Genomic DNA, 21,283 nt, shown 5'->3' on the forward strand with positions numbered 1-21,283 from the left:
ATTTTTAATTTTTCTATCAATTGTTTTTAGGATATTTTTCTTTTATGTATTTACTGAATTTATGATAGTAGAACGATACGATGAGTATAGTAATCACAAAGAGAATAGCACCTATTACAGCTTGCTTAGGATTTAGGCTCTTATGAAAATAATGGTCTAAGTTGAAATATGGAATAAAGTGATAGAGCGCAATACTATGGATAATGTAAATAGAAAGAGTATTTTGCCCGATACGCTGTAAGAATTGAGCAGTAAGCACATTTCGCAAGATTACAAATACTGCAAATGTCCAGAGAGTATCACCCATCCTTAAGAAAAGAAAACCATTACGTGCTAAACTTTCAAAATGAGTCCATCCTGTAATACTATATAAGAAGTGAAAGGTGTGGTATTGGAAGTGAAAAATAGCACCAAAAATAATAAGTAGTAAGGTATATACTATATATAGATGTTTGGCATTTCTAAAATAATAGAAAAGAGACCCCATAAAGCCTCCTAAGGTTACGAAACCTAACCACGGAAAAATAGTAAAGAAAGTACCATATTTAGGAGTGAAATAATTTGCTACAACTTGAGGTAACCAAGAGTACTCATATTTGTTATAAGTTTCGTTGAAAGTAAAGAGTATTAGGGTAATAGCAATGAGCATTGCAGGAAGGAAGTGCCTCACGTGATTTCGAGCTAACAAATAAAGTCCCACCATTATAATGAGTGCTAACCCTATACAATGCAATATATCTACAAAATAAATACTTTTACGCAAAATACAAGCTACCACAATAAGCATTAAACCACGTTTAGCTCCTTTTAAAACACGAGGATTCTTGAAGCCTACACCACTGCGTTCTCCTTCACGAATGAGTAAATAGGTAAAAATAAATCCAGAGATGGTAAGGAACACAGGAGCAGTAATACCTGTGAAATAATGCCAAATATGATAGTAAGGATTACTTTCGTCACAATATTGTTCAGCGAGTAGGGCAGTAATAAAGTGCCCTTGTAACATCATACAGATGGCATAAGCGCGTATAACGTCTATAAAAATGAGTCGTTGCTTCATTATGAATTTTGTTTTTTAGTATTTGAAAAGGGAGTTCTTATTTCTACGTATTGTGTTGAGAATATCTCTATATTAGCTTGTCTAAAAGTACTTTGGATATTTTTAGTTAGATCAGATTTTATAAAATACATATTTTCAGGATGAAAAGTATAAGCATTGAGTTCATATACAGCATTCAATTCGTCAAGCGAAATTTGAAAAATGTAAGGATGTGGTTTAGGCGAAATGCCATTGGTTTTCAAAGCCGCTTCTATAAGGAGTTCTTCTACTAAATTGTCAGAATAATCATAGCGTACTTTTACTTGTACGTTTAACGCTAAACCTAATTTTTTACCTATAGAGGTAAAGTTCATTGTTGCTCCACTCAAAATAGCCGAATTAGGAATTGTTATATCCTCGTTGTTGATAGTTTTTAATCTTGTTACTAAGGCGTTTTTCTCTATCACAGCTCCAATGAAATCTCTAGATTTTATCCAATCACCTACTTGGAACGGGCACATATAACTAATTACTATTCCTGCAATAGCATTAGAAATTGCAGAAGAAGATCCTAATGAAATTAGCACCCCTAAGAACACTGAAATACCTTTGAAGGCATCACTACCTGATCCAGGTAAGTGAGGAAACATTATTACTAAAGCTAGTACCCATAACATCATACGTATAAGTACATAAGTAGTATGAGCCCATTCAGGGTGAAAACCTCTAATTTTCAGAATGCCACGTTCTATTTCTAAGGCGAAAAAGCGCAATATTTTTAATAAATAGCGAGTGATAACTGCAATGATTACAATATAGAATAAATGTGGTAAATACCCAGTGATTGCTTTTCCTACATTTTTTATAGGATCAGAAATCCATTGTACTATGATTTTTGATAGATATTGAGTGGAGGGGAAAATGTCAAAAATTAGAGGAATAATAGTTATTAGTAAAAAGAGCAAGAATACTATGCGAAATATAGCAAGTAATCTTAACAAAGCTTTTACGACCCGTTGTTTTTTGATAAGTTCATAGTTTCGGATACGAATGCCTCTGAGAAAATGATGCTCGGAGTTGAGGGCAATTTTTTTTAAGAAATCAAATAATCGGTTGATAGCCCATACTACAACAAAAGCAATGAAGAGCACCAATAATAACTCCCCTAAACGAATTAAAATACTTTTTAAGCTGTTTTCATCTTTGTATTTTGCAATTGTATTTTTTATTACATCAGCATATTTTTGAGCTAATTCAGCTTGAGTGCTATTTTCCCAAAGAGCATCTACAGCTGTAATTCCTGCAATAGTTTTTCCTTTGTAGGTTATAGCTAGATAGTCGCCTAAAGGTTTTATCTTAATAGAATCTGTAACAAATAAAGGGTTGTTATAGAGTTCTTTGAGTTTATCTTCAATATACTTTACACGTGTATCAATATTATAAGCTCCATAAGAAGAATAGAGATAGTAAAGCGCGTCATTTTCAAAAACAATAGGTTTCCCACGCATTTTCGTGTGTAGGTTTTTAATAGATGTTTTGTTTTGATTATTTTCATTGTGAAGTATTTCTTGAATTTCATTCATCAACAAAGCAATACGTACAGAATCTTTTTGATGAAATTGTTTAAAAATCTCTAACTCTTTGCAAATTTCTTGTTGAGAAAGACTATCTGGTTGCAGTGCTTGTGTGTACGCAACGCAAAATAAATATATAAAAGCAAAGATTTTAAAATGCATTTTATTTAGCAAAGAGGAAAAACTATAGTGCAAAGGTATAACAAAAATCTCATATACCCAAAATAAAAAACATTGGCAAAGTGTTTAAGCCAATGTTTTTATAATCTGTTAGTTATTGTTTTATTTGTTTAAATCGTCTAAAACTTTTACCGCTTCGTCTATATACACATCTTTTTCAAGACTTTCGTGCCAACGATCACGGCGAAGTTTTAACTCTTCACTATTTTTAATTTTAGCCTCATCAGAAGCAACAGAAGTGAATTTCAAGTTAGATTTGTAGTCGCTAATTGCTTTAAATTTTTTAGCTTGTTCTTCGTTTTTCTCTATTACTTTTTTATAAGCTTCATAGTTGAGAGGGAAAACATTATCTTTTTGTTGTTGTTTTACCCATTGAGCATTTTCATCAATTAGTTTTAAGTATTCATTTTCACTAATACGCTTTTTGCTGTTTTCGATAGCCATATCAAAATTAGCATTGTTTGTCCAAGGGGTATACTTAGCAGGTTCTATTTTGTCCCAAGGCATAGCGTTAGGCATATCACGTTCACCTATATCAATATATTTATATTTATCGGGTACAACAATGTCGCTTTCAACGCCTTTAAGTTGAGTAGATCCTCCGTTGATACGGTAGAATTTTTGAATAGTGATTTTCAAAGCACCAAGGTCGCCGTAATTGTTTTGTCGTAGGAATTCATTCAGGTCTACAAAACTTTGTACGGTACCTTTACCAAAGGTTTGTTTACCACCTATGATAATAGCACGTTTGTAGTCTTGCATAGCTGCTGCTAAAATTTCGGAGGCTGAAGCAGAAAGTTCATTGGTAAGAATTACTAAAGAACCATCCCATTGAGTTTTAGGGTCGTTATCAGAAAGGACATCGCGACTACCACGTGATGATTTTACTTGAACTATAGGCCCTTTAGGAATGAAAAGACCTCCTATATCAACAACTGTTTTTAGAGATCCACCACCATTAGTGCGTAAGTCTACAATCAAGCCATCAATATTTTCTTTTTTAAGTTTCTCTATTTCAAGAGCAACATCGGTGGCAGCATTGCGACGGTTTACATCTTCAAAATCGATATAGAATTTAGGAAGATTGATGAGTCCATAACGTTTACCATTAGCGGTAATCACAGCTGATTTAGCATAAGTTTCTTCGATTTCTACTACATCGCGGATGATAGGAACCACTTCGATGGTACCATCTACACGTTTTACAGTTAGGCGTACTTCGGTACCTTTAGGACCTTTAATGAGCTTTACAGCATCATCTAAACGCATACCAACTACATCAACAGGTTCGGCAGCACCTTGACCTACTTTTAGGATTTGGTCACCTACTTCTAAGAGTTTACCTTTCCAAACAGGTCCTCCTAAAATTACATTAGTAATAGCTATACCATCAGTTTTCTTTTGTAATTGAGCGCCTATCCCTTCAAATTTACCAGACATATCGCGGTCGAAACCTTCTTTGATGTCGGGCGCCATATAGTTAGAGTGAGGGTCAAAAGTTTCAGTTATAGCATTCACGAACATAGCGAACCACTCTTCACGAGTAATGTCGTTGTACATACTGAACATATCAGCCAATGTTTTTTGGGTAGACTCTACAGATTCTTTTTTCAGAACCTCGTCACTTTTAGGCTGATATTTAGCATCTTTTTCCTTCTTAGTTGCTTCTTCTTTTTGTTTAGTGATGTAAGTAGAAAGTGTAGTGAAAATGATAACTTGTTTCCATCGATTTTGTAATTCAGCTTTATTTTTTACAAAAGGCAATTTATCATAATCAGTATTGATGGTCTCATTGGTGTTGAGATTGATAGGTTTAGCAAAAATAGCTTTAGTAATGGCTTCAGCTTCTTTCATACGTTGTTTAAGGCGATTGTAAGAAAGATTGAAAAAAGAGATATCGCCTTTTTTCAAATCATCATCTAAACGAGTTTCGTATTTTTTTAACTCATTGATATCAGATTGGAGTAAATAGCGTTTTTGTCCATCGATATTTTTTAGATAACTTTCAAATACTTTCTTAGAGAAAGCATCATCCATTTTCACGGGACTAAAATGAGCATTTTCGAGCACGTGCTCAATAATTTCTAATAGTACAGTGTCCTTATCCTTATTAGGATTGTCGAACTTTTTACTTGTAAAGCTACAAGAAGCAAATGAGATAAATAATAAAAATAATGCTGCTGAAATATTCTTCATCATAAAATGTTATTTGTTTTTATTAGGATGGAAAATAGTAGTTAGCTAATTAGCTAACATTTTTCATATATCCTGTTTTTTTAATTTTTTGTTTCTATCAAATTTTGTGCCTATCTCTTATAGGACTGACAATTTTTACATTTTGAAATACAATAGCTCCACGAATTACCCCTGCAATAGTATCGTGTAAAGCTTTGATAATTTGCAATTTTAGTTCATTTTTGTGATAAACTAAGCTAATTTCGCGAGCGGGATAGGGTTCGGCAAAATAGTGAATGCGTTTCTTTTCTTCCTCTTTCAGTTCCAAAGAGTGTAGATAGGGTAAGAGGGTCATTCCTAAGCCTTCGTTAGCTAATCGCACTAAAGTTTCAAAACTTCCACTTTTTAGTTGGAAATGTTCTTTAGAGTCGATTACATCTTGGTTGCAGATATTGAGTACGCTATCTTTAAAGCAATGACCATCCTCAAGCATTAAAATATCGTTGATATCTAAATCTTCAGAGTAGATAGTTTTAGAATTTTGTAGGCGGTGATTTACAGGAATATAAGCAACAAAAGGTTCATAGTACAACGGGCGTTCTACAATTGATGAATTGTGTAAGGGAGTTGCTAAAATACCTGCATCATAACTACCATCTTCAATTTTCTTCAAGATATTTTCAGTGGTTTGTTCCTCGATTTTTAGGCAAACTTTAGGATATTTGTTAATGAAATTGGTAAGGAACATAGGCAGCAGGGTAGGGGAGACGGTAGGGATAATCCCTACGCGGAACTCACCACCTATATAGCCTTTTTGTTGAGCGACAATATCGTTCATTCGCCCAGCTTCGTTTACTATTATTTGGGCTTGTTTGATAATTTGTTCACCTATTTCAGTAACTTGTAGAGGTTTTTTACTTCTGTCGAAAATAGTTACGCCCAACTCTTCTTCCAATTTCTGCACTTGCATACTCAAGGTAGGCTGGGTAACAAAGCTGTGTTCGGCGGCAGTAGTAAAGTTTTTATATTTGGCTACTGCTAGCACATATTGGTATTGAGTAATGGTCATAATAAAAAAGGGTATTATTTAAATGTATAAATGAGTTGTTTTTCCTCTTCAGTAAGGGCTTCAACTTCGGGGGTATAAGAAGGATTAGGTTGATACCAATCTTCTGTTTTAAAAGCATCTTGCAAAGTTTTATCCTTAAATATATACCCACGTCGTGCAAATGGCAGGTTGCGGATGAGGCGTTTTTCTTCGGGAGTTTTTTCATTGGGGTCTCCTAATTCTTGGTTTTTTCCTAATGAAAAAAGAAATTTTTGTCCACTTTCTTTCTCTTGACAACCCCACGGGCGCATCTCCGTAACATACAATTCATCTTTAGGAGCAAAGTTCTTTCTCTCAAAGGTCAAAATACCTTGTTGAATATAAAAATTAGTGTAATCTTGCTTTTCAGTTACTTTTCCAACCCCATTGAAAATCCAATCATTACCATTTTTAAAGAAAGTCTTACGGATAGAAGCTGTTTGTATACTTCCCATATCCAAGATCAGGGTAAAATCATCGATTTGCTTGTTAGCCCAGCGTTTGGCAGCGGTAAGCACATAATCGAAATCATAGTAATTACATACTCCTCCTGATAGTTTGTATCTATAGGTGTGCTTTACAATGTTTTTTCCTTTTTTAAATTTTGCCTTGAAATGATAAACATACATAAAATCAATATAATTACCATCGGTTTCTCCTTTGAAAGTTTTCAAGTCTATACTCTCCACTTTTCCATTTTTAGCATAAAGAGAATCCGCTACATAAGCTATTTGATAAGGCAAAAAGTTACCGTTAAGCGATACCGTAAAATCAAACATATAAGGATGATGTCCATTGATAGGAGCTCCATCCACATCTCCACTGGGGCGTCCAGCCTCAAAACCAACTATGATTTCTTTTGTTTCTTTAGGATTGAAAAACTCGTAATACACTGATACTTCCGCAAATTCTTGTGTTTTTTTGATATACAAAATTTCTTTCTTTACTGAAATATCTGTTTCATTAATGGGAACAAGTTGGTTACCTGCCATATAGAAAGCACCATCATTGGCATATACACCAATGCAAAAAACTAAAAAGTAGAGTAATATAAAATTTCTCATAGTACTATCTGAGTTGTGGCAATACTTCTTTTCCGATTTCTTCAAGTACTTCACCAGCAGGGCGACTACAATACTTGAGTACTAACATAATATGGTTGACCCCTATTTTTCCGAGTTCGTGAAACATATCTACGAGATAATTACGACCAAGACGAAAACCTAAATCCATTTTTTGAGGTTCGAAGTCAGGGTCTTCCATAAGGTCTATATATATAGGTTGTATATAAGGTTTAGCAGGTTCGCCTTCTTTTTTAAGAGCTTCGTGCCAATCTTCTACTATTTTTTTAGTAAAAGCAAAGTCGCGAGGATAGTAAATCCAACCATCGGTGTGTTTTGCTATCCAATCTAAATTTACACCACCTATGTGCCCTGTGGCGTACATTGGTATGTTTTTGTGAATAGGTTTAGGAAGTACATCACCTACTTTTTCCATTAGAGTGCCATAATCGTTGTTATAAGTAGGGAATTCTGTACTCCATAAATTTTTAAGCATTTCAATATGTTCAGCTAGGTGTGCACTACGGAGTTCAAAAGGTTTGTTGAATGCAGGATACTCTATAGGACGGTCTCCTGAAGCTATTCCCATAACAAAACGGTTAGGGAACAATACATCAAGACTTGCAGAGGCTTTGGCAACGTGCAAAGGGTGACGCAAAGGTAAAATCACACTTGCTATACCTATTTTGATAGAAAGAGTGAGAGAAGCTATATGAGCTAAATAAATCCAAGGGTCAAACATTTGACCTACTTCTTTAAAATCGGGGTTGTTGAGGGGGATATCACGAACCCATATAGTATCATATCCTAAGGCTTCGGCACGCTGAATAAGTTGCACTTGGTTCTCCATTTTAGGGATAGCCCCTTCGTACGATTCAATAGGCAAAAGGATTCCTATTGATAGTTTATTTGCGTCTATCATAGATTTATGATTTTAAGACGCAAAAGTATAAAAAAAAAGGCATATAAAAAACTATATGCCGTTTTATTTTTGATGAGGTTATTTTTATGAACCCTTTTGTTCTTTGTTGAAATACACTAAATAGTAGTACATTTGTTTTTCTTCATCCCAACCTTTTTCGATGAACTTATCGGCGGATTCGGGATTGATGAAGTCCATACGTATTTGAATATTAGTATCTAAATCGATTACATTTTTAATTTTTTTGCGTACATCAGAAACAGCTTTGTTAGCAATTGGGAAGGTTGATACATCTTCTATTTGGTACTTAGGCCCTTTTTCTACTTTGTAGTGTTTAAACTCAGGAATCAGGTCAGGGTTCTCAAACACTTCATTCATAAATGAGGTTTCCTCAAAGTCATCATTCTTAGCAAAGTAGTTGATTGCACGGTTCATAAATAGCACTTCTTCTTTTTTATCTTCAGCAGGTAAGATAACATCTTTTGCGAAATCTTGGCTGAATTTTAAGTACTTTTTGGTGTAGAAATTGTCATCGACCAAAGCATCCACATTTAGGAAATTTTCTAACCAATACTTAGTGTCGTAGCGATTGCTATCAATGGAAAGTATTTTGTAGCCATCTTCTTTATTTACATTGAAAATGATACAACCTTTATCCAAACGATGGATGTTTACACCTTCTTGGATAATCATTTCCAACTGATTACCTTGTTCTTCAAATTGTAGGAAACTATTTTTTACCTCAGATTTGAAAATACCAATAGCTTTTACCTTTTCGTTATCCAAATAAGTATCGTGCAAAAGAGCAATGTATACTTCTCCACTTTTAATATGTGGATGGTTAGATTGATTGTACAAGTGTTGTGCAATTTTTCCTGACTGTTCGTGAATTGTACTTTCGTCTTCAAAAATAGGGGTAACTAATTGATAGAGTGTATTAAATTCTACGTCAGCATCGTGTACAAAATGAAAATAGTTCTCTTCTTTTTCACGGAAAGGTTTGAAAAAATATTCTTTTAATAAGCCTATAATTTCATCATTTAGTGCATAAGGTTTTTCAGAAAAGAATAGAGGTTCACCTTTACTCAAATTACCTACTTTGTGAATAGAGAGCGCTTCGATATTTGTTGTATATAAATTTAGCATAGTTATTAGCGAAATTAATAGTATTCTTCTTCACTGAAACTACCATAATCATCTTCATCTAAGTCGAAGTCGTTGAACTCATCTTCAAACTCATCAAAATCATCGGCTACGAATGATTTTTCTGGAGCTTCGGCAGGGATAGAGCCGTGAGCGTGTATCAAAGCAGGGTAGGAAGCTCTTGTCTCTTCCTCATCAATTTCTACTAATTCCACGAAGAATGTCCACATTGACATAAAGTCGTATACATATAATAATTTAGGTTCATCTTCACTTACGACAGATTCGATAATAGTTTCTTCCATTAAGCGTATTTCACCACTTTCGGATACGTCAAAAAGGGTGATTTCCTCGCCTTGATTCCAATCATCGTCAGTAAGGTAGAAAGAAGCCATTTCATTACCTGCAAAGCCAAATGATTGGTTAATCACATTGTGTAAATCTTCCAAGGTAGCTTCCCCTTGGATTGCGATATCTCTAAAAACGTCTTCTTTAACGTCGAGTATTACTCTGAATTTGTATACCATTTTTTAGTTTTTAGGGGTTAAAAAAAACTTTGTCAAAGGTTGTATCGCAATAGGAGCTATATGACTTTGACAAAGTTTGTACTGCAAAGTGTATTTTTTCTATTTTGCTATGTCGGTGATTTCAATATCGAAAATAAGGTCGCTATTAGGTGGGATTACCTCACCAGCACCTCTTTCGCCATAACCTAAGGCAGCAGGGATAAATACACGCACTTTATCACCTACTTTCATTTTAAGAAGAGCTTCTTTGAAACCAGGGATAAGAGGAGCATTGGAATTATATTCCATAGGGAATGCTTGGTAGCCGCCTTGTTGCTCACGCATTGCATTGTATTTGCCATAAGTTTCTTCTATTTCTTTTACATTAGAATCGAAGAGAGTACCATTTGCCAAATATCCAGCATAGTTTACCATTACTTGTTGAGTGTGGTTAGGCTGTTTGCCTTTACCTTCTACTAAAGTAAACATTTTTACTCCAGAAGGAAGTGCTTTAGCTTGAGGTTCTTGAGTTTTAACCTCTTCTAAGAATTTAGCAGCTGCAGCTTTGGTTTTAGCTTCTTTTTCTTGTTCTCTTTTAGCGATATCTTTGAAATAGTTTTCAAAAACTTTTACAGCATTGAAGTTTTTAGCGTCTTTACCATTAGCAATGATTGTAATTTTATTGATTTTGATATCTTTTTCAGGTTTATCATTAGCTACAGTTTTAGTATTAGCAATTGCATCGATTACTTCTAAACCTTTCACAGTTTCACCGAAAACAGTATGACGACCATTGAGGTGAGGAGTAGGTACTTGAGTGATGAAAAACTGGCTGCCATTTGTGCCAGGACCTGCATTAGCCATTGATAAAATTCCTTTTTTATCGTGTTGTAAAGTAGGAACAAATTCATCTTCAAAACGATATCCAGGATCTCCCATACCTGTACCAGTAGGGTCACCCCCTTGAATCATAAAATCTTTGATCACACGATGGAAGATCGTTCCGTTGTAGAAAGGTTTACCTTTGTATTCGGCTTTTACGAAAGAGTTTTTACCTTCGGCTAAAGTAACAAAGTTGGCTACTGTTATAGGAGTTTCTTTGTAGTTGAGTTTTACAATGATATTTCCTTGAGTAGTTTCGATATCGGCAAATAAGCCATCACCTAAATCTTTGTAGGCTTTTTTTTGCGAATTACAACTGAAAAATACAAACATTGCAGAGAGCAATGCTACTAAATTGAGTCGTCTCATAATATAATAATTAATTAAAAATGTTTATTTATTCGGGTCGAGGTTTTACATCTTCTTGATTTTTTTCAATCTTGAAGACTTCGATTTTAGCTATAATAGGTTGATTGAAAGAGATTTTATCTTTATCGCCACGATAGCCATAAGCTACACTTGAGGGGAAATAGAAAACTCCACTTTCTTTTTCTTTTAGCAATTTTAATGCAGAACGCAAGCCTTGGAATACTTCTTCTTTATCTACATAATATTTGTATTCACCATCGGGTTTTTCTTGATAAAGCTGGTTACCCTGCAAATCGGAAAGGCTGTAATCATAAGTTACAATATCGCCAAACTGAGCAGTATAATGAGCTTCAGGATTTTGATTTAGATAGTAGAACTTAAATCCGTGTTGCGAATCTATAAAATTATGTATTGTATCTTTTTTGATAATAGAATCTATCAGCGCTTCTTCGGAGGCTAATAGTGCTTTGTTTTTCATAGCTGATTCTTTCAAAAAAGTACTTGTTTTTTTAGTTATAGGATGACGCGCTTGCCTATCGGCACAACTTGTCAATACTATGCCAATGGCACTTAGAGCTATTATTTTTTTGAGTATATTCATTGTATCGTTTTACATATTTTTGTGGATAAAATCAGGTAACACTTGTTTGAAATAAGCTACCGCTTCTTCTATAGACCCATCAAATCTTCCTCCAGCTGCATTTACGTGTCCGCCTCCATTGAAACATTTTCGAGCAAATAGATTCACATCATTATTACCTTTAGAACGCAAAGACATTTTTACGAAATCACCTTCTTGGATAAAGATGACAGCTAATTTAGTGTTTTTAATAGTGAGCCCATAGTTTACAAATCCTTCAGTATCTCCTTTTTGATGATCGTATTTTTGTAATTCTTCGGAAGAAAGTGTTATATAAGCGGTGTCAAACTCTTTGATATACACTAAATTTTTGAGAGCGGTACTAAGCAATTGCAATTTATTATAAGAATTGTTATCAAATACATTGCTATTGATTTGGCTATTATTAGCTCCTTTTTCTATTAAAAAAGCACCGATTTTGAGTGTGTTGCTAGTAGTGATAGGGTATTTGAAATTACCGGTATCCGTCATAATCCCCGTATACAAACAAGTAGCTATATCTTTATCAATTTGATTTTTATTGCCCATTGCATCAATAAAAGCATAAATCATTTCACAAGTAGAACTCGCTTTAGGATTAGAAAAAGTAACTTTGGCATAGTCATCAGGCTCTTGATGATGATCAATCATCACAAAAGTTGCTTTAGAGTTTTCTAGCAAAGGGGTAAGGGAATCCGCTCTTTTAAGAGCGTTGAAATCGAGTGTGAAAATAAGTTTAGAGGCTTCTATCTGCTCTGTTGCTTTTTTGGGATTGTTGTCGTAGATAAGAATCTGATCTGCGGCAGGTAACCATTTGAGAAAGTCAGGAAAATCATTAGGAGAAACCACTGTTACATCACAGTGATGCAACTTGAGATAATGGTAAAGCCCCAAGCAACTACCTATGGCATCACCATCGGGGTTTTTGTGGGGTATAATACTTATTTTAGGTTGCTTTTCCAATAATATTTTGGTAGCTTCTATATCGTATATATTCATAATGGCGCGAAAGTACAACATTATTTTTAATTAGCTGCAAAATGTAACTAAAAACTTTTGTTTTACAGATTTTAGGAGAGATTTCTTTTTTCTAAAAGTACAACATTTTCAACGTGGTAAGTTTGAGGGAACATATCGACGGGTTGTACTTTTGTCACCTTATACATTTCGTCTAACAAAGCTAAATCACGTGCTTGAGTAGCACTGTTACAGCTTACATATACTATTTTAGGGGGGGCAATTTGCAGAATTTGCTCTATTACATCTTTATGCATTCCATCACGAGGAGGATCGGTGATGATTACATCGGGAGTACCATTGGCTTTGATAAACGTATCGTTGAAAACGTTTTTCATATCCCCTACATAAAAACTCACATTCTCAATACCATTAGCTTTGGCATTGGCTTTGGCATCGGCAATGGCTTCGGGTACAGCTTCGACACCAACTACTTTTTTAGCTTTTCTTGCTACAAACTGAGCGATAGTACCTGTACCAGTATAGAGGTCATATACCAATTCATCACCTTTTAAATCGGCGAAGTCACGGGTTACTTGATATAGTTTGTGAGCTTGTTTAGAGTTCGTTTGATAGAAAGATTTTGCATTGATTTTGAAGCGCAAACCTTCCATTTCTTCATAAATACAATCGGTACCTTTATAGATTTTTAAATCTTGATCGTAGATAGCATCGTTCCCTTTGCTATTAATACAATACTGCAAAGAAGTGATTTGAGGGAATGTTTGAACTATATGTTCTAATAGCAAATTACATTTTTTACTATCACTAAAGAATTGTATTACCAGCATTATTTCGCCTGTAGAAGAGATACGTATCATCATAGAACGCAAGACGCCTGTTTGCTGACGTGGGCTATAGAAAGCTATGTTATTCTCTAAAGCAAAACGTTTGATTTCCAAACGTATAGCGTTAGAAGGGTCTTCTTGTAAGTAACATTTATCAATGTCGAGGATTTTATCCCAAGCACCAGCGATATGGAAACCTAGACCATTGCGTTGTTCAATTGTATCGGCATTTTGAATTTCTTCGGGAGTAAGCCAGCGCATATCGGAGAAAGAGAATTCCATTTTATTGCGATAGAAATAGATATTCTCGGAAGCTACAATAGGCATCAGTTCAGGGATTGTTATTTTTCCTAAACGCACTAAGTTGTTTTCGACTTCTTTTTGTTTGTAGAACAGCTGACTTTCGTAGTTCATATCTTGCCATTTGCATCCACCGCAATAGCCAAAATGGGCACATACGGGAGTTACACGGCGATTAGAATACTCGTGGAATTTAGTAGCAAATCCCTCGTAATAAGCCGATTTTTTTTTAGTAGTTTGTACATCGACTACATCGCCAGGGATAGCATTGTTGATAAAAATAACGCGACCATCAGGAGCTTTGGCAACGCTTTTGCCTTTAGCCCCCGCATCGGTAACGATAACATTTTCTATGGTTATATTTTTCTTTTTACTCATTGCGGGGGCAAAGGTACATTATTTTTTTGAATTATCGGTTACTTGGCAGAGGATAAGTACCTTCTACTAAGATACTGCTATCTACATCTTGGAGGTTACGATGACCAGCGAAAGCCATAGTAGTATCCATTTCGTCATAGAGTATTTGCAAAGCACGGGTTACCCCTTCTTCACCATAAGCGCCGAGTCCATATACAGGAGCACGACCGAGCATAATACCTTTAGCTCCTAATGCCCAAGCCTTGAGCATGTTTTGACCTGTATAGAAACCAGAGTCTATCCATACTTCAGTTTGGCTACCTACAGCACTTACGATATCGGGAAGGGCTTTTATAGTGGAAATAGTATCATCCATCTGGCGACCACCATGGTTAGAGACGATGATAGCATCAGCACCGTATTTTACTGCTTCTATAGCATCTTCAGGGGTCATAATTCCTTTTAAGATGATGGGTCCTCCCCAAAGTTCTTTGATTTCAGCAATATCTTTCCAGCTAAGGCTAGGGTCGAATTGTTCTTTTGTCCAAGAAGATAGAGAAGAAAGGTCGGATACATTTTTAGCGTGTCCAGCAATATTGCGGAAAGTCCATCGGCGGTTACCGAAGACATAGCGCAATCCCCAAGGAATTTTAGTAGAAAGGTTCAACATATTAGGAATGGTGAACTTAGGAGGAGTAGAAAGTCCGTTTTTGATGTCGCGGTGGCGATTACCTAACACTTGTAAATCGACAGTAATCATCAAAGCAGAACATTTAGCTTCTTTAGCACGACGGATAAGGTCCTTCATAAACTCGCGGTCACGCATTACATAAAGCTGAAACCAGAAAGGTTCGACACCAGCTTCTACTAAATCCTCGATAGAGCAGATAGACATAGTAGATAGGGTGAAGGGGATACCGAATTTTTGGGCAGCTTTAGCCATGTGGATTTCACCGTCAGCCCACATCATTCCCATAAATCCGACAGGAGCCGTCATTGCAGGGAATTTAACTTTCTTGCCAAGGAGTGTACTTTCGAGGGTGCGGTTGTCCATATCCACTAAGATACGTTGACGGAATTTGATAGGGTTGAAGTCTGAAACATTCTGTTTGTAAGTTGCTTCAGTCCAAGAGCCGGTGTCTACATACTCGTAGAACATTTTAGGAACATTGCGTTTGCAAACAACGCGCAAGTCCTCAATATTTGTCATTTTGGATAGATCTCTCATTTTTTAAATAATTAATATTCTTAGTTTTTAAATAAGTCCTTCTTGAATAAGGTTATGCAGGTGTATAATTCCCATATATTCACCTTGTTTAGTTGCTAACAGTTGTGTGATTTTATTTTTCTCCATCAGGTGTAGGGCATCAATTGCTAAACAATCGACCTCAATAGTTTTTGGGTTAACACTCATTATATCTTTAGCAGTAAGCCCTTTGATACTATCTGTTTTACTAAGCATTCGGCGGATATCGCCATCCGTTACTATTCCAACTATCTGATGATTATTGAGCACAGCAGTAACTCCGAGCATTTTTTCAGATATTTCTACAATTACCTTTTTAATATCGGTATCAGGAGAGACCTCAGGTTTTTGGTTATGAGATACAATATCAGACACTTTTAGGTATAAACGTTTTCCTAATGCACCACCAGGATGGTATTTAGCAAAGTCACTACTGCCAAAATGTTTCATTTCCAACAGACAAACTGCCAATGCATCACCTAATACTAATTGAGCCGTAGTACTAGTAGTAGGAGCTAAATTGTTAGGGCAAGCCTCTTTATCGACGTGAGCATAAAGCACACTATCAGCTTGTTGTGCTAAGACAGAGTTTTTATTAGAGGTAATGGCTATCAACTTGTTATTACCGCGTTTGAGCAAAGGTACTAACACTTTTATTTCGGGGGTGTTACCACTTTTAGAGATGCATATTACTACATCATCTTGCTGTATAATACCTAAATCACCATGGATTGCATCGGCGGCATGCATAAAGATAGCGGGAGTGCCGGTAGAGTTCATTGTAGCTACTATTTTATTAGCGATAATGGCACTTTTACCTATACCTGTAATCACTACACGACCTTTGGATTGCAATATATATTGTACTGATTGAGTAAAATCATCGTCTAGATAATCAATTAGTTTAGCAATAGCTTGAGCTTCTTCAGTAATAGTTTGTTTGGCAGAGGTAATAATTTCTTCTGAGTTCATTCGTTATAGTTTTTAGTTGTTCGTATATTACATCAGGCTCCCATCGAAAAGGAAAGGTAAGAGATCTTTAATAGATTCAGTTTGAACGATTTCACCTTCTGCTCCCATAAAATAGACAGGAATGAGTTTTTTTTGTTTGGTTTCATATTCAGAGAGAGATTGGCGACAAGCACCACAAGGAGATACAGGATATGAGGTTGGGTCTTCGGCAGAGCCAGAAATAGCAATCATTTCGATTTCCTCATCGGGATATTGAGTAGAAGCTTGATAGATAGCTACTCTTTCGGCGCACAAACCAGAAGGGTAGGCTGCATTTTCTTGATTAGATCCTACAAAAATTTGTCCATTTTTAAGTAATACAGCAGCTCCTACTCTGAAATTGGAGTAAGGAGCATAAGCTTTTTTGCGAATATCTATTGCTTGCTTCATTAAGTTTTTAGCTTTTTCAGGAAGGTCGGTTAATTTATTAAAAATATTATATTTGATATGTAATTGATGTTCCGTTTTCATAAGAAATTGTTTTTATGCTGCAAAGATACGAAGTTATTAGCGAATTAGCAAATTTAATAATCAGAAAAATTGCAGCTTTCACACTATTTTATCACAAACTTTTCCTGAAGGAGACAATCTAAATAAATTACACAAATAGGTAGCTTTATTCCAAAAGTCCAGCACAGATTCTACAGATTTACACGAAAATGAATTATGAAGTACTCAGAGGCATAGGAAAATTCAGACAAGAAGTTTGTGATTTTTTGTGAGATGTTTTGTGAATATTCCTATAATATAAATTAAAGTAGTTGATTATCAGTGTTATTAACTTTGAAAAAGATGCAAACTAGAAGGACAAAAGCTTAGGCAAAGTGTAGAATTAAAAATTTACAAATCAATACTGATAGACTATTAATTAGCAAAATATTATTATCTTTGCGCCGTTTAAATTAGAAAGAGACACTACAAATTGTTATGAAACGCAATTTTTTAGATTATTTATTTGTAACCTTGAGAGGAATTGCAATGGGTGCTGCAGATGTAGTACCAGGGGTTTCTGGAGGTACTATAGCTTTTATATCGGGTATTTACGAAGAACTTGTAAGCTCCATCAGTAAGGTTAATTTGCACGCTTTTAAACTTCTTTTTAGCAAAGGAATTGTAGCTTTTTGGAAACATATTAATGGCAACTTTTTTGTAGCACTTTTAGCAGGGATAGGCATTAGCATTATATCGCTTGCCAAAGTAATGAAGTGGCTTTTAGAGAATGAACCCATAATGGTATGGTCTTTCTTTTTTGGACTGATGATTGCCAGTGTATTGTTTCTAATGAAAGAAATTAAGCGCTGGAATTTAGCAACTATACTTGTACTATTTATTGCAGGGGCGATAGCTTATTTTATCACTGTAATTCCCCCTTTAGTAAGTGGTAGTAATCAGGAATTGATATTTATTTTCTTCTGTGGAGCATTGGCTATTTGCGCGATGATATTACCTGGGATTTCAGGAGCTTTTATATTGGTGCTATTAGGTGCTTATCACACAGTTTTAGACGCTTTGAGTTCGTGGAATATTAAACTCATAGGTGTTTTTGGGATAGGAGCAATTACTGGTATTTTAAGTTTTTCTAAGGCGTTGAAATGGTTGTTTGCCAAATACCGCAATCTCACCTTTGCAGGACTTACTGGTTTTATTATCGGTTCGTTGAACAAAGTATGGCCTTGGAAAGAAGTTTTGAAATGGGATACCGATGCTAAAGGCAATGCTGTAGCTGTATGGGAAAAGAGTATTTCGCCTTGTACTTTTAAGGACATTACCCATACAGAGCCTCAAATACTTATTGCTGTACTATTGGCAATAGCAGGTTTTTTAGTGATTTATCTACTTGAGAAATGGAGTAGCAAACAAAGCAAAAAACACTAAACTATGAAGCTATTAGAAAGGGGTAATAAAAAATTACTTAATGCTTGGGCATTTTACGACTGGGCAAACTCAGTGTATTCACTTACAATTGTATCTACTATTTTCCCTATTTTTTACGGTTTGCTATTTCGGACTGCAGGACTTACCCATATAGAACTTTTTGGGATGATAATCAAAAGTACCTCGGTAATTGCTTTTGTAACCGCTTTAGCTTTTGCTGTGGTGGTAATACTTTCGCCTATATTGAGTGGTATAGCTGACTATTTAGGAAACAAGAAAACATTTATGCGTTTCTTTTGTTATATGGGAGCACTTTCAAGTATAGGTTTGTATTGGTTTTCATTAGAGCATATCTATTTTAGCTTATTTTGTTACTTTTGTGGTGTGTTAGGTTTTTGGGGAAGTATTGTATTCTACAATTCCTATTTACCAGATATCGCTTTGCCAGAACAATATGACGCAGTAAGTGCTAAAGGTTATAGTTTAGGCTATGCGGGGAGTGTGTTGCTATTGATTTTCAATTTGATAATGGTAATGAAGCCTGAATGGATAGGTTTTACTACTACTAATACTAAAACAACACTCACTACAATGCGAATTTCATTTATCACTGTGGGAATATGGTGGATAGGGTTTAGCAGTATCCCTTTTTACTACCTTCCATCACATAAGAAGAATGGAACTAAAGTTACAAAAAATATTCTTTTTAATGGATTTAAGGAATTGCGCAAAGTATGGCAGCAACTCACTACTTCTCCACGATTGAAATGGTATCTCATTGCTTTTTTTGTATATAGTATGGGGGTGCAAACCGTAATGCTGGTAGCTACCTATTTCGGAGAACAAGAAATACAATGGACGAGTGCTGAAGAAAGTACTATAGGATTGATAGTGAGTGTACTTATAATTCAATTAGTGGCTATAGCTGGAGCACGACTCACAGTTATTGCTGTACGCAAATGGGGGAATATTGGGGTGTTGATAGCACTCAATGCTATATGGGTGGGGATTTGCTTACTTTCATATTACGTGTACAAACCAATGCAATTCTACATCATTGCTACTTTAGTAGGACTTGTAATGGGGGGCATACAAACGCTTTCTCGCTCTACTTATTCGGCTTATTTACCTGATACTAAAGATACAACTTCGTTCTTCAGTTTTTACGATGTGACTGAAAAAATAGGAATCGTGATAGGGATGGGGGTCTATGGACTCATTAACCAATTTACGAATAATATGCGTAATGCGACTGTCTCATTGATTATTTTTTTCGGACTTGGCATAATTTTACTTTTTAAGACAAACAAGCAACAGGTAACAAATAATTAGATATGATTTCAAAGTTTAGATTTTTTTTAGAGAAATATGGCTTTGCAGTATCGGCACGATTGGCTGAGAAATTAGGTGTACGCGCTAAAGATGTGCGTATTTTCTTCATTTATGGCACTTTTGCTACTTTAGGGGCTGGTTTTGGTGTTTATCTATTATTGGCTTCTTTGTTGAGAATTAAGGATGTGTTTTTTGTGAAACGGACTTCTGTGTTTGACCTTTAGTGGTGAGAACAGAGGGGTGCGAGCCGCACGGGCAGTTTTAATGGGAGTAATGGGAATAATGGGAGTTGGGATAGAGATTATTAGATGAAAAAGTATTATATTTGCCTCGTATTTTAATTGGTTCTATATAACTAAATATATAATGATAAGAAAAGATTTTATGAAATACAATTTATTACTGTTGAGTGCTTCTTTATTGTTAAGTGCTTGTAATGAACAAACTACTTATACTTCTACCACTGACATTTCCGTAGAAGGGGAAATGGTAGCCCAACTTACTTCACCTCCTTTCGTACCAGCGCCAGTAGGCAATCGGAAGGCTACCAAACTGAGTGTTACACTTGAAATCATAGAAAAAGAAGGTGAATTGGCAGATGGTACTAAGTATCTTTTTTGGACATTTGGCGGTACTGTGCCAGGGAGTTTTATTCGAGCTCGTGTAGGCGATGAAGTCTCGTTTACACTTAAAAATCACCCAGATAACAAATTGGCACACAATATCGACCTTCACGCAGTAACGGGAACAGGAGGAGGTGCTGATGCATCGTTGGTAGCCCCAGGACAACAACGCACCTTCACTTTTAAATGTTTGAACCCAGGGCTTTTTGTATATCATTGTGCTCAAGCGCCCGTGCCTTTGCATATCGCCAATGGGATGTATGGACTTATATTGGTAGAGCCCGAAGGCGGTCTGCCCCCAGTAGATATGGAATACTATGTGATGCAAGGCGATTTCTATACCGAAGGAGACTATGGAACCCAAGGATTGCAAGCCTTCAGCCAAGAAAAAGCCCTTGCGGAAAAGCCTGATTATGTGCTTTTCAACGGAAAAGTAGGTGCTATTGCAGGCGATAAAGCCCTCAAGGTGAATGCAGGTGAAACGGTACGCCTTTTTGTAGGGAATGGAGGTCCTAACCTCATCTCTTCTTTCCACGTGATAGGAGAAATCTTTGACCGAGTACAGGTAGAAGGAGGCAAGCTCGTAAACGAAAATGTGCAAACGACAGTTATTCCTGCGGGAGGGGCAGCTATAGTAGAATTCAAAGTAGAAGTGCCCGGTTCATATACGCTAGTAGACCACGCTATTTTCCGCGCTTTCAACAAAGGTGCATTAGGGCAACTCATCGCGCAAGGGAGAGAAAATCCAGTTATCTACGGCAAGCAAGAGGCAGTGCCTTATCAGGTGATAGGTGTCAGGGAACAGGTGTCAGTAGATAGGGGACAGGAGTCAGGGAATAAGACTTTGGCACAACAGATGGAAGATGGGAAGAAAGTGTATCAGCGTACTTGTGTGGCTTGTCATCAGGCACAAGGGCAGGGGTTGGAAGGAGCTTTTCCGCCTTTGGCAAAAGCTGACTACCTGAATGCTGATGTAGACAGAGCAATAGAGACCGTACTGAAAGGGCATACGGGAGGGATTACTGTGAATGGCAAACAGTACAACAGTATGATGCCTCCTCAACCACTTACCCCTGAGCAAATAGCCGATGTGCTCACCTACGTATATCACAACTGGGAGAACAATAAAACCGTAGTAAGCCCTGAAAGAGTGAAGAAAGTAAGAGATAAACGTTAA

General features: G+C 36.0%; 19 protein-coding genes. 4 read left to right on the forward strand and 15 right to left on the reverse strand.

Features of this window, described 5'->3' with window-relative positions; all coding sequences use genetic code 11:
- Positions 1-16: 16 nt before the first annotated feature.
- From Q0162_RS03525 to cdd, 15 genes are all read right to left on the reverse strand, one after another.
- Positions 17-1,060 (reverse strand): heparan-alpha-glucosaminide N-acetyltransferase domain-containing protein, encoded by a 1,044-nt coding sequence (locus Q0162_RS03525; protein ID WP_002678085.1) that lies wholly within the window; start codon positions 1,058-1,060, stop codon positions 17-19.
- Positions 1,060-2,622, reverse strand: a complete 1,563-nt coding sequence (locus Q0162_RS03530; protein ID WP_297889176.1) for a mechanosensitive ion channel domain-containing protein — start codon at positions 2,620-2,622, stop codon at positions 1,060-1,062. Before Q0162_RS03530 ends, Q0162_RS03525 begins: the two co-directional genes overlap by 1 nt.
- A gap of 273 nt (positions 2,623-2,895) precedes the next feature.
- Complete coding sequence (locus tag Q0162_RS03535; RefSeq protein WP_297889281.1) at positions 2,896-4,989, reverse strand: carboxy terminal-processing peptidase; 2,094 nt, start codon at positions 4,987-4,989, stop codon at positions 2,896-2,898.
- 97 nt (positions 4,990-5,086) lie between these two features.
- Positions 5,087-6,037 carry a hydrogen peroxide-inducible genes activator gene (locus Q0162_RS03540; RefSeq protein WP_297889179.1) on the reverse strand — a complete coding sequence of 317 codons (951 nt, stop codon included), beginning with the start codon at positions 6,035-6,037 and terminating at the stop codon, positions 5,087-5,089.
- A gap of 14 nt (positions 6,038-6,051) precedes the next feature.
- Positions 6,052-7,119: a YARHG domain-containing protein gene (locus Q0162_RS03545; RefSeq protein ID WP_095900465.1), complete on the reverse strand. Its 1,068-nt coding sequence runs from the start codon at positions 7,117-7,119 to the stop codon at positions 6,052-6,054.
- A gap of 4 nt (positions 7,120-7,123) precedes the next feature.
- Positions 7,124-8,038 (reverse strand): LLM class oxidoreductase, encoded by a 915-nt coding sequence (locus tag Q0162_RS03550; protein WP_297889184.1) that lies wholly within the window; start codon positions 8,036-8,038, stop codon positions 7,124-7,126.
- 84 nt (positions 8,039-8,122) lie between these two features.
- Positions 8,123-9,184, reverse strand: a complete 1,062-nt coding sequence (locus Q0162_RS03555; protein WP_297889187.1) for a nucleoid-associated protein — start codon at positions 9,182-9,184, stop codon at positions 8,123-8,125.
- Positions 9,185-9,198: 14 nt separating this feature from the next.
- The gene (locus tag Q0162_RS03560) at positions 9,199-9,708 is read right to left on the reverse strand and encodes a hypothetical protein (protein WP_297889189.1); all 510 of its coding nucleotides are present in this window, start codon (positions 9,706-9,708) and stop codon (positions 9,199-9,201) included.
- 99 nt (positions 9,709-9,807) lie between these two features.
- On the reverse strand, positions 9,808-10,938 hold the full coding sequence (locus Q0162_RS03565) for a peptidylprolyl isomerase (RefSeq protein ID WP_095897518.1): 1,131 nt from the start codon (positions 10,936-10,938) through the stop codon (positions 9,808-9,810).
- A gap of 28 nt (positions 10,939-10,966) precedes the next feature.
- Entirely contained in the window at positions 10,967-11,539 is a 573-nt protein-coding gene (gene gldI / locus Q0162_RS03570; RefSeq protein WP_297889194.1) for a gliding motility-associated peptidyl-prolyl isomerase GldI, read from the reverse strand.
- 9 nt (positions 11,540-11,548) lie between these two features.
- Positions 11,549-12,556, reverse strand: a complete 1,008-nt coding sequence (locus Q0162_RS03575; protein WP_278637180.1) for a bifunctional oligoribonuclease/PAP phosphatase NrnA — start codon at positions 12,554-12,556, stop codon at positions 11,549-11,551.
- A 71-nt stretch (positions 12,557-12,627) separates the two neighbouring features.
- Complete coding sequence (gene rlmD, locus Q0162_RS03580) at positions 12,628-14,040, reverse strand: 23S rRNA (uracil(1939)-C(5))-methyltransferase RlmD (RefSeq protein WP_297889197.1); 1,413 nt, start codon at positions 14,038-14,040, stop codon at positions 12,628-12,630.
- Positions 14,041-14,071: 31 nt separating this feature from the next.
- Entirely contained in the window at positions 14,072-15,247 is a 1,176-nt protein-coding gene (locus Q0162_RS03585) for an alpha-hydroxy acid oxidase (RefSeq protein ID WP_002678184.1), read from the reverse strand.
- Between the two features lie 27 nt (positions 15,248-15,274).
- Complete coding sequence (locus Q0162_RS03590) at positions 15,275-16,237, reverse strand: SIS domain-containing protein (RefSeq protein ID WP_297889203.1); 963 nt, start codon at positions 16,235-16,237, stop codon at positions 15,275-15,277.
- 27 nt (positions 16,238-16,264) lie between these two features.
- Positions 16,265-16,747, reverse strand: coding sequence for a cytidine deaminase (gene cdd, locus Q0162_RS03595; RefSeq protein ID WP_297889206.1), 483 nt, complete (start codon positions 16,745-16,747; stop codon positions 16,265-16,267).
- Between the two features lie 456 nt (positions 16,748-17,203).
- Between cdd and Q0162_RS03600 the strand changes: the two genes are divergently transcribed.
- From Q0162_RS03600 to nirK, 4 genes are all read left to right on the forward strand, one after another.
- Positions 17,204-18,151 carry a DUF368 domain-containing protein gene (locus Q0162_RS03600; protein WP_297889209.1) on the forward strand — a complete coding sequence of 316 codons (948 nt, stop codon included), beginning with the start codon at positions 17,204-17,206 and terminating at the stop codon, positions 18,149-18,151.
- Between the two features lie 3 nt (positions 18,152-18,154).
- A complete protein-coding gene (locus Q0162_RS03605; protein WP_297889212.1) occupies positions 18,155-19,483 on the forward strand; it encodes an MFS transporter in 1,329 nt (442 codons plus the stop codon).
- 2 nt (positions 19,484-19,485) lie between these two features.
- Positions 19,486-19,707, forward strand: coding sequence for a hypothetical protein (locus Q0162_RS03610; protein WP_095897522.1), 222 nt, complete (start codon positions 19,486-19,488; stop codon positions 19,705-19,707).
- A gap of 160 nt (positions 19,708-19,867) precedes the next feature.
- A complete protein-coding gene (gene nirK / locus Q0162_RS03615; RefSeq protein ID WP_297889217.1) occupies positions 19,868-21,283 on the forward strand; it encodes a copper-containing nitrite reductase in 1,416 nt (471 codons plus the stop codon).

The sequence above is a fragment of the uncultured Capnocytophaga sp. genome (assembly GCF_937936315.1).
GTDB lineage: Bacteria > Bacteroidota > Bacteroidia > Flavobacteriales > Flavobacteriaceae > Capnocytophaga.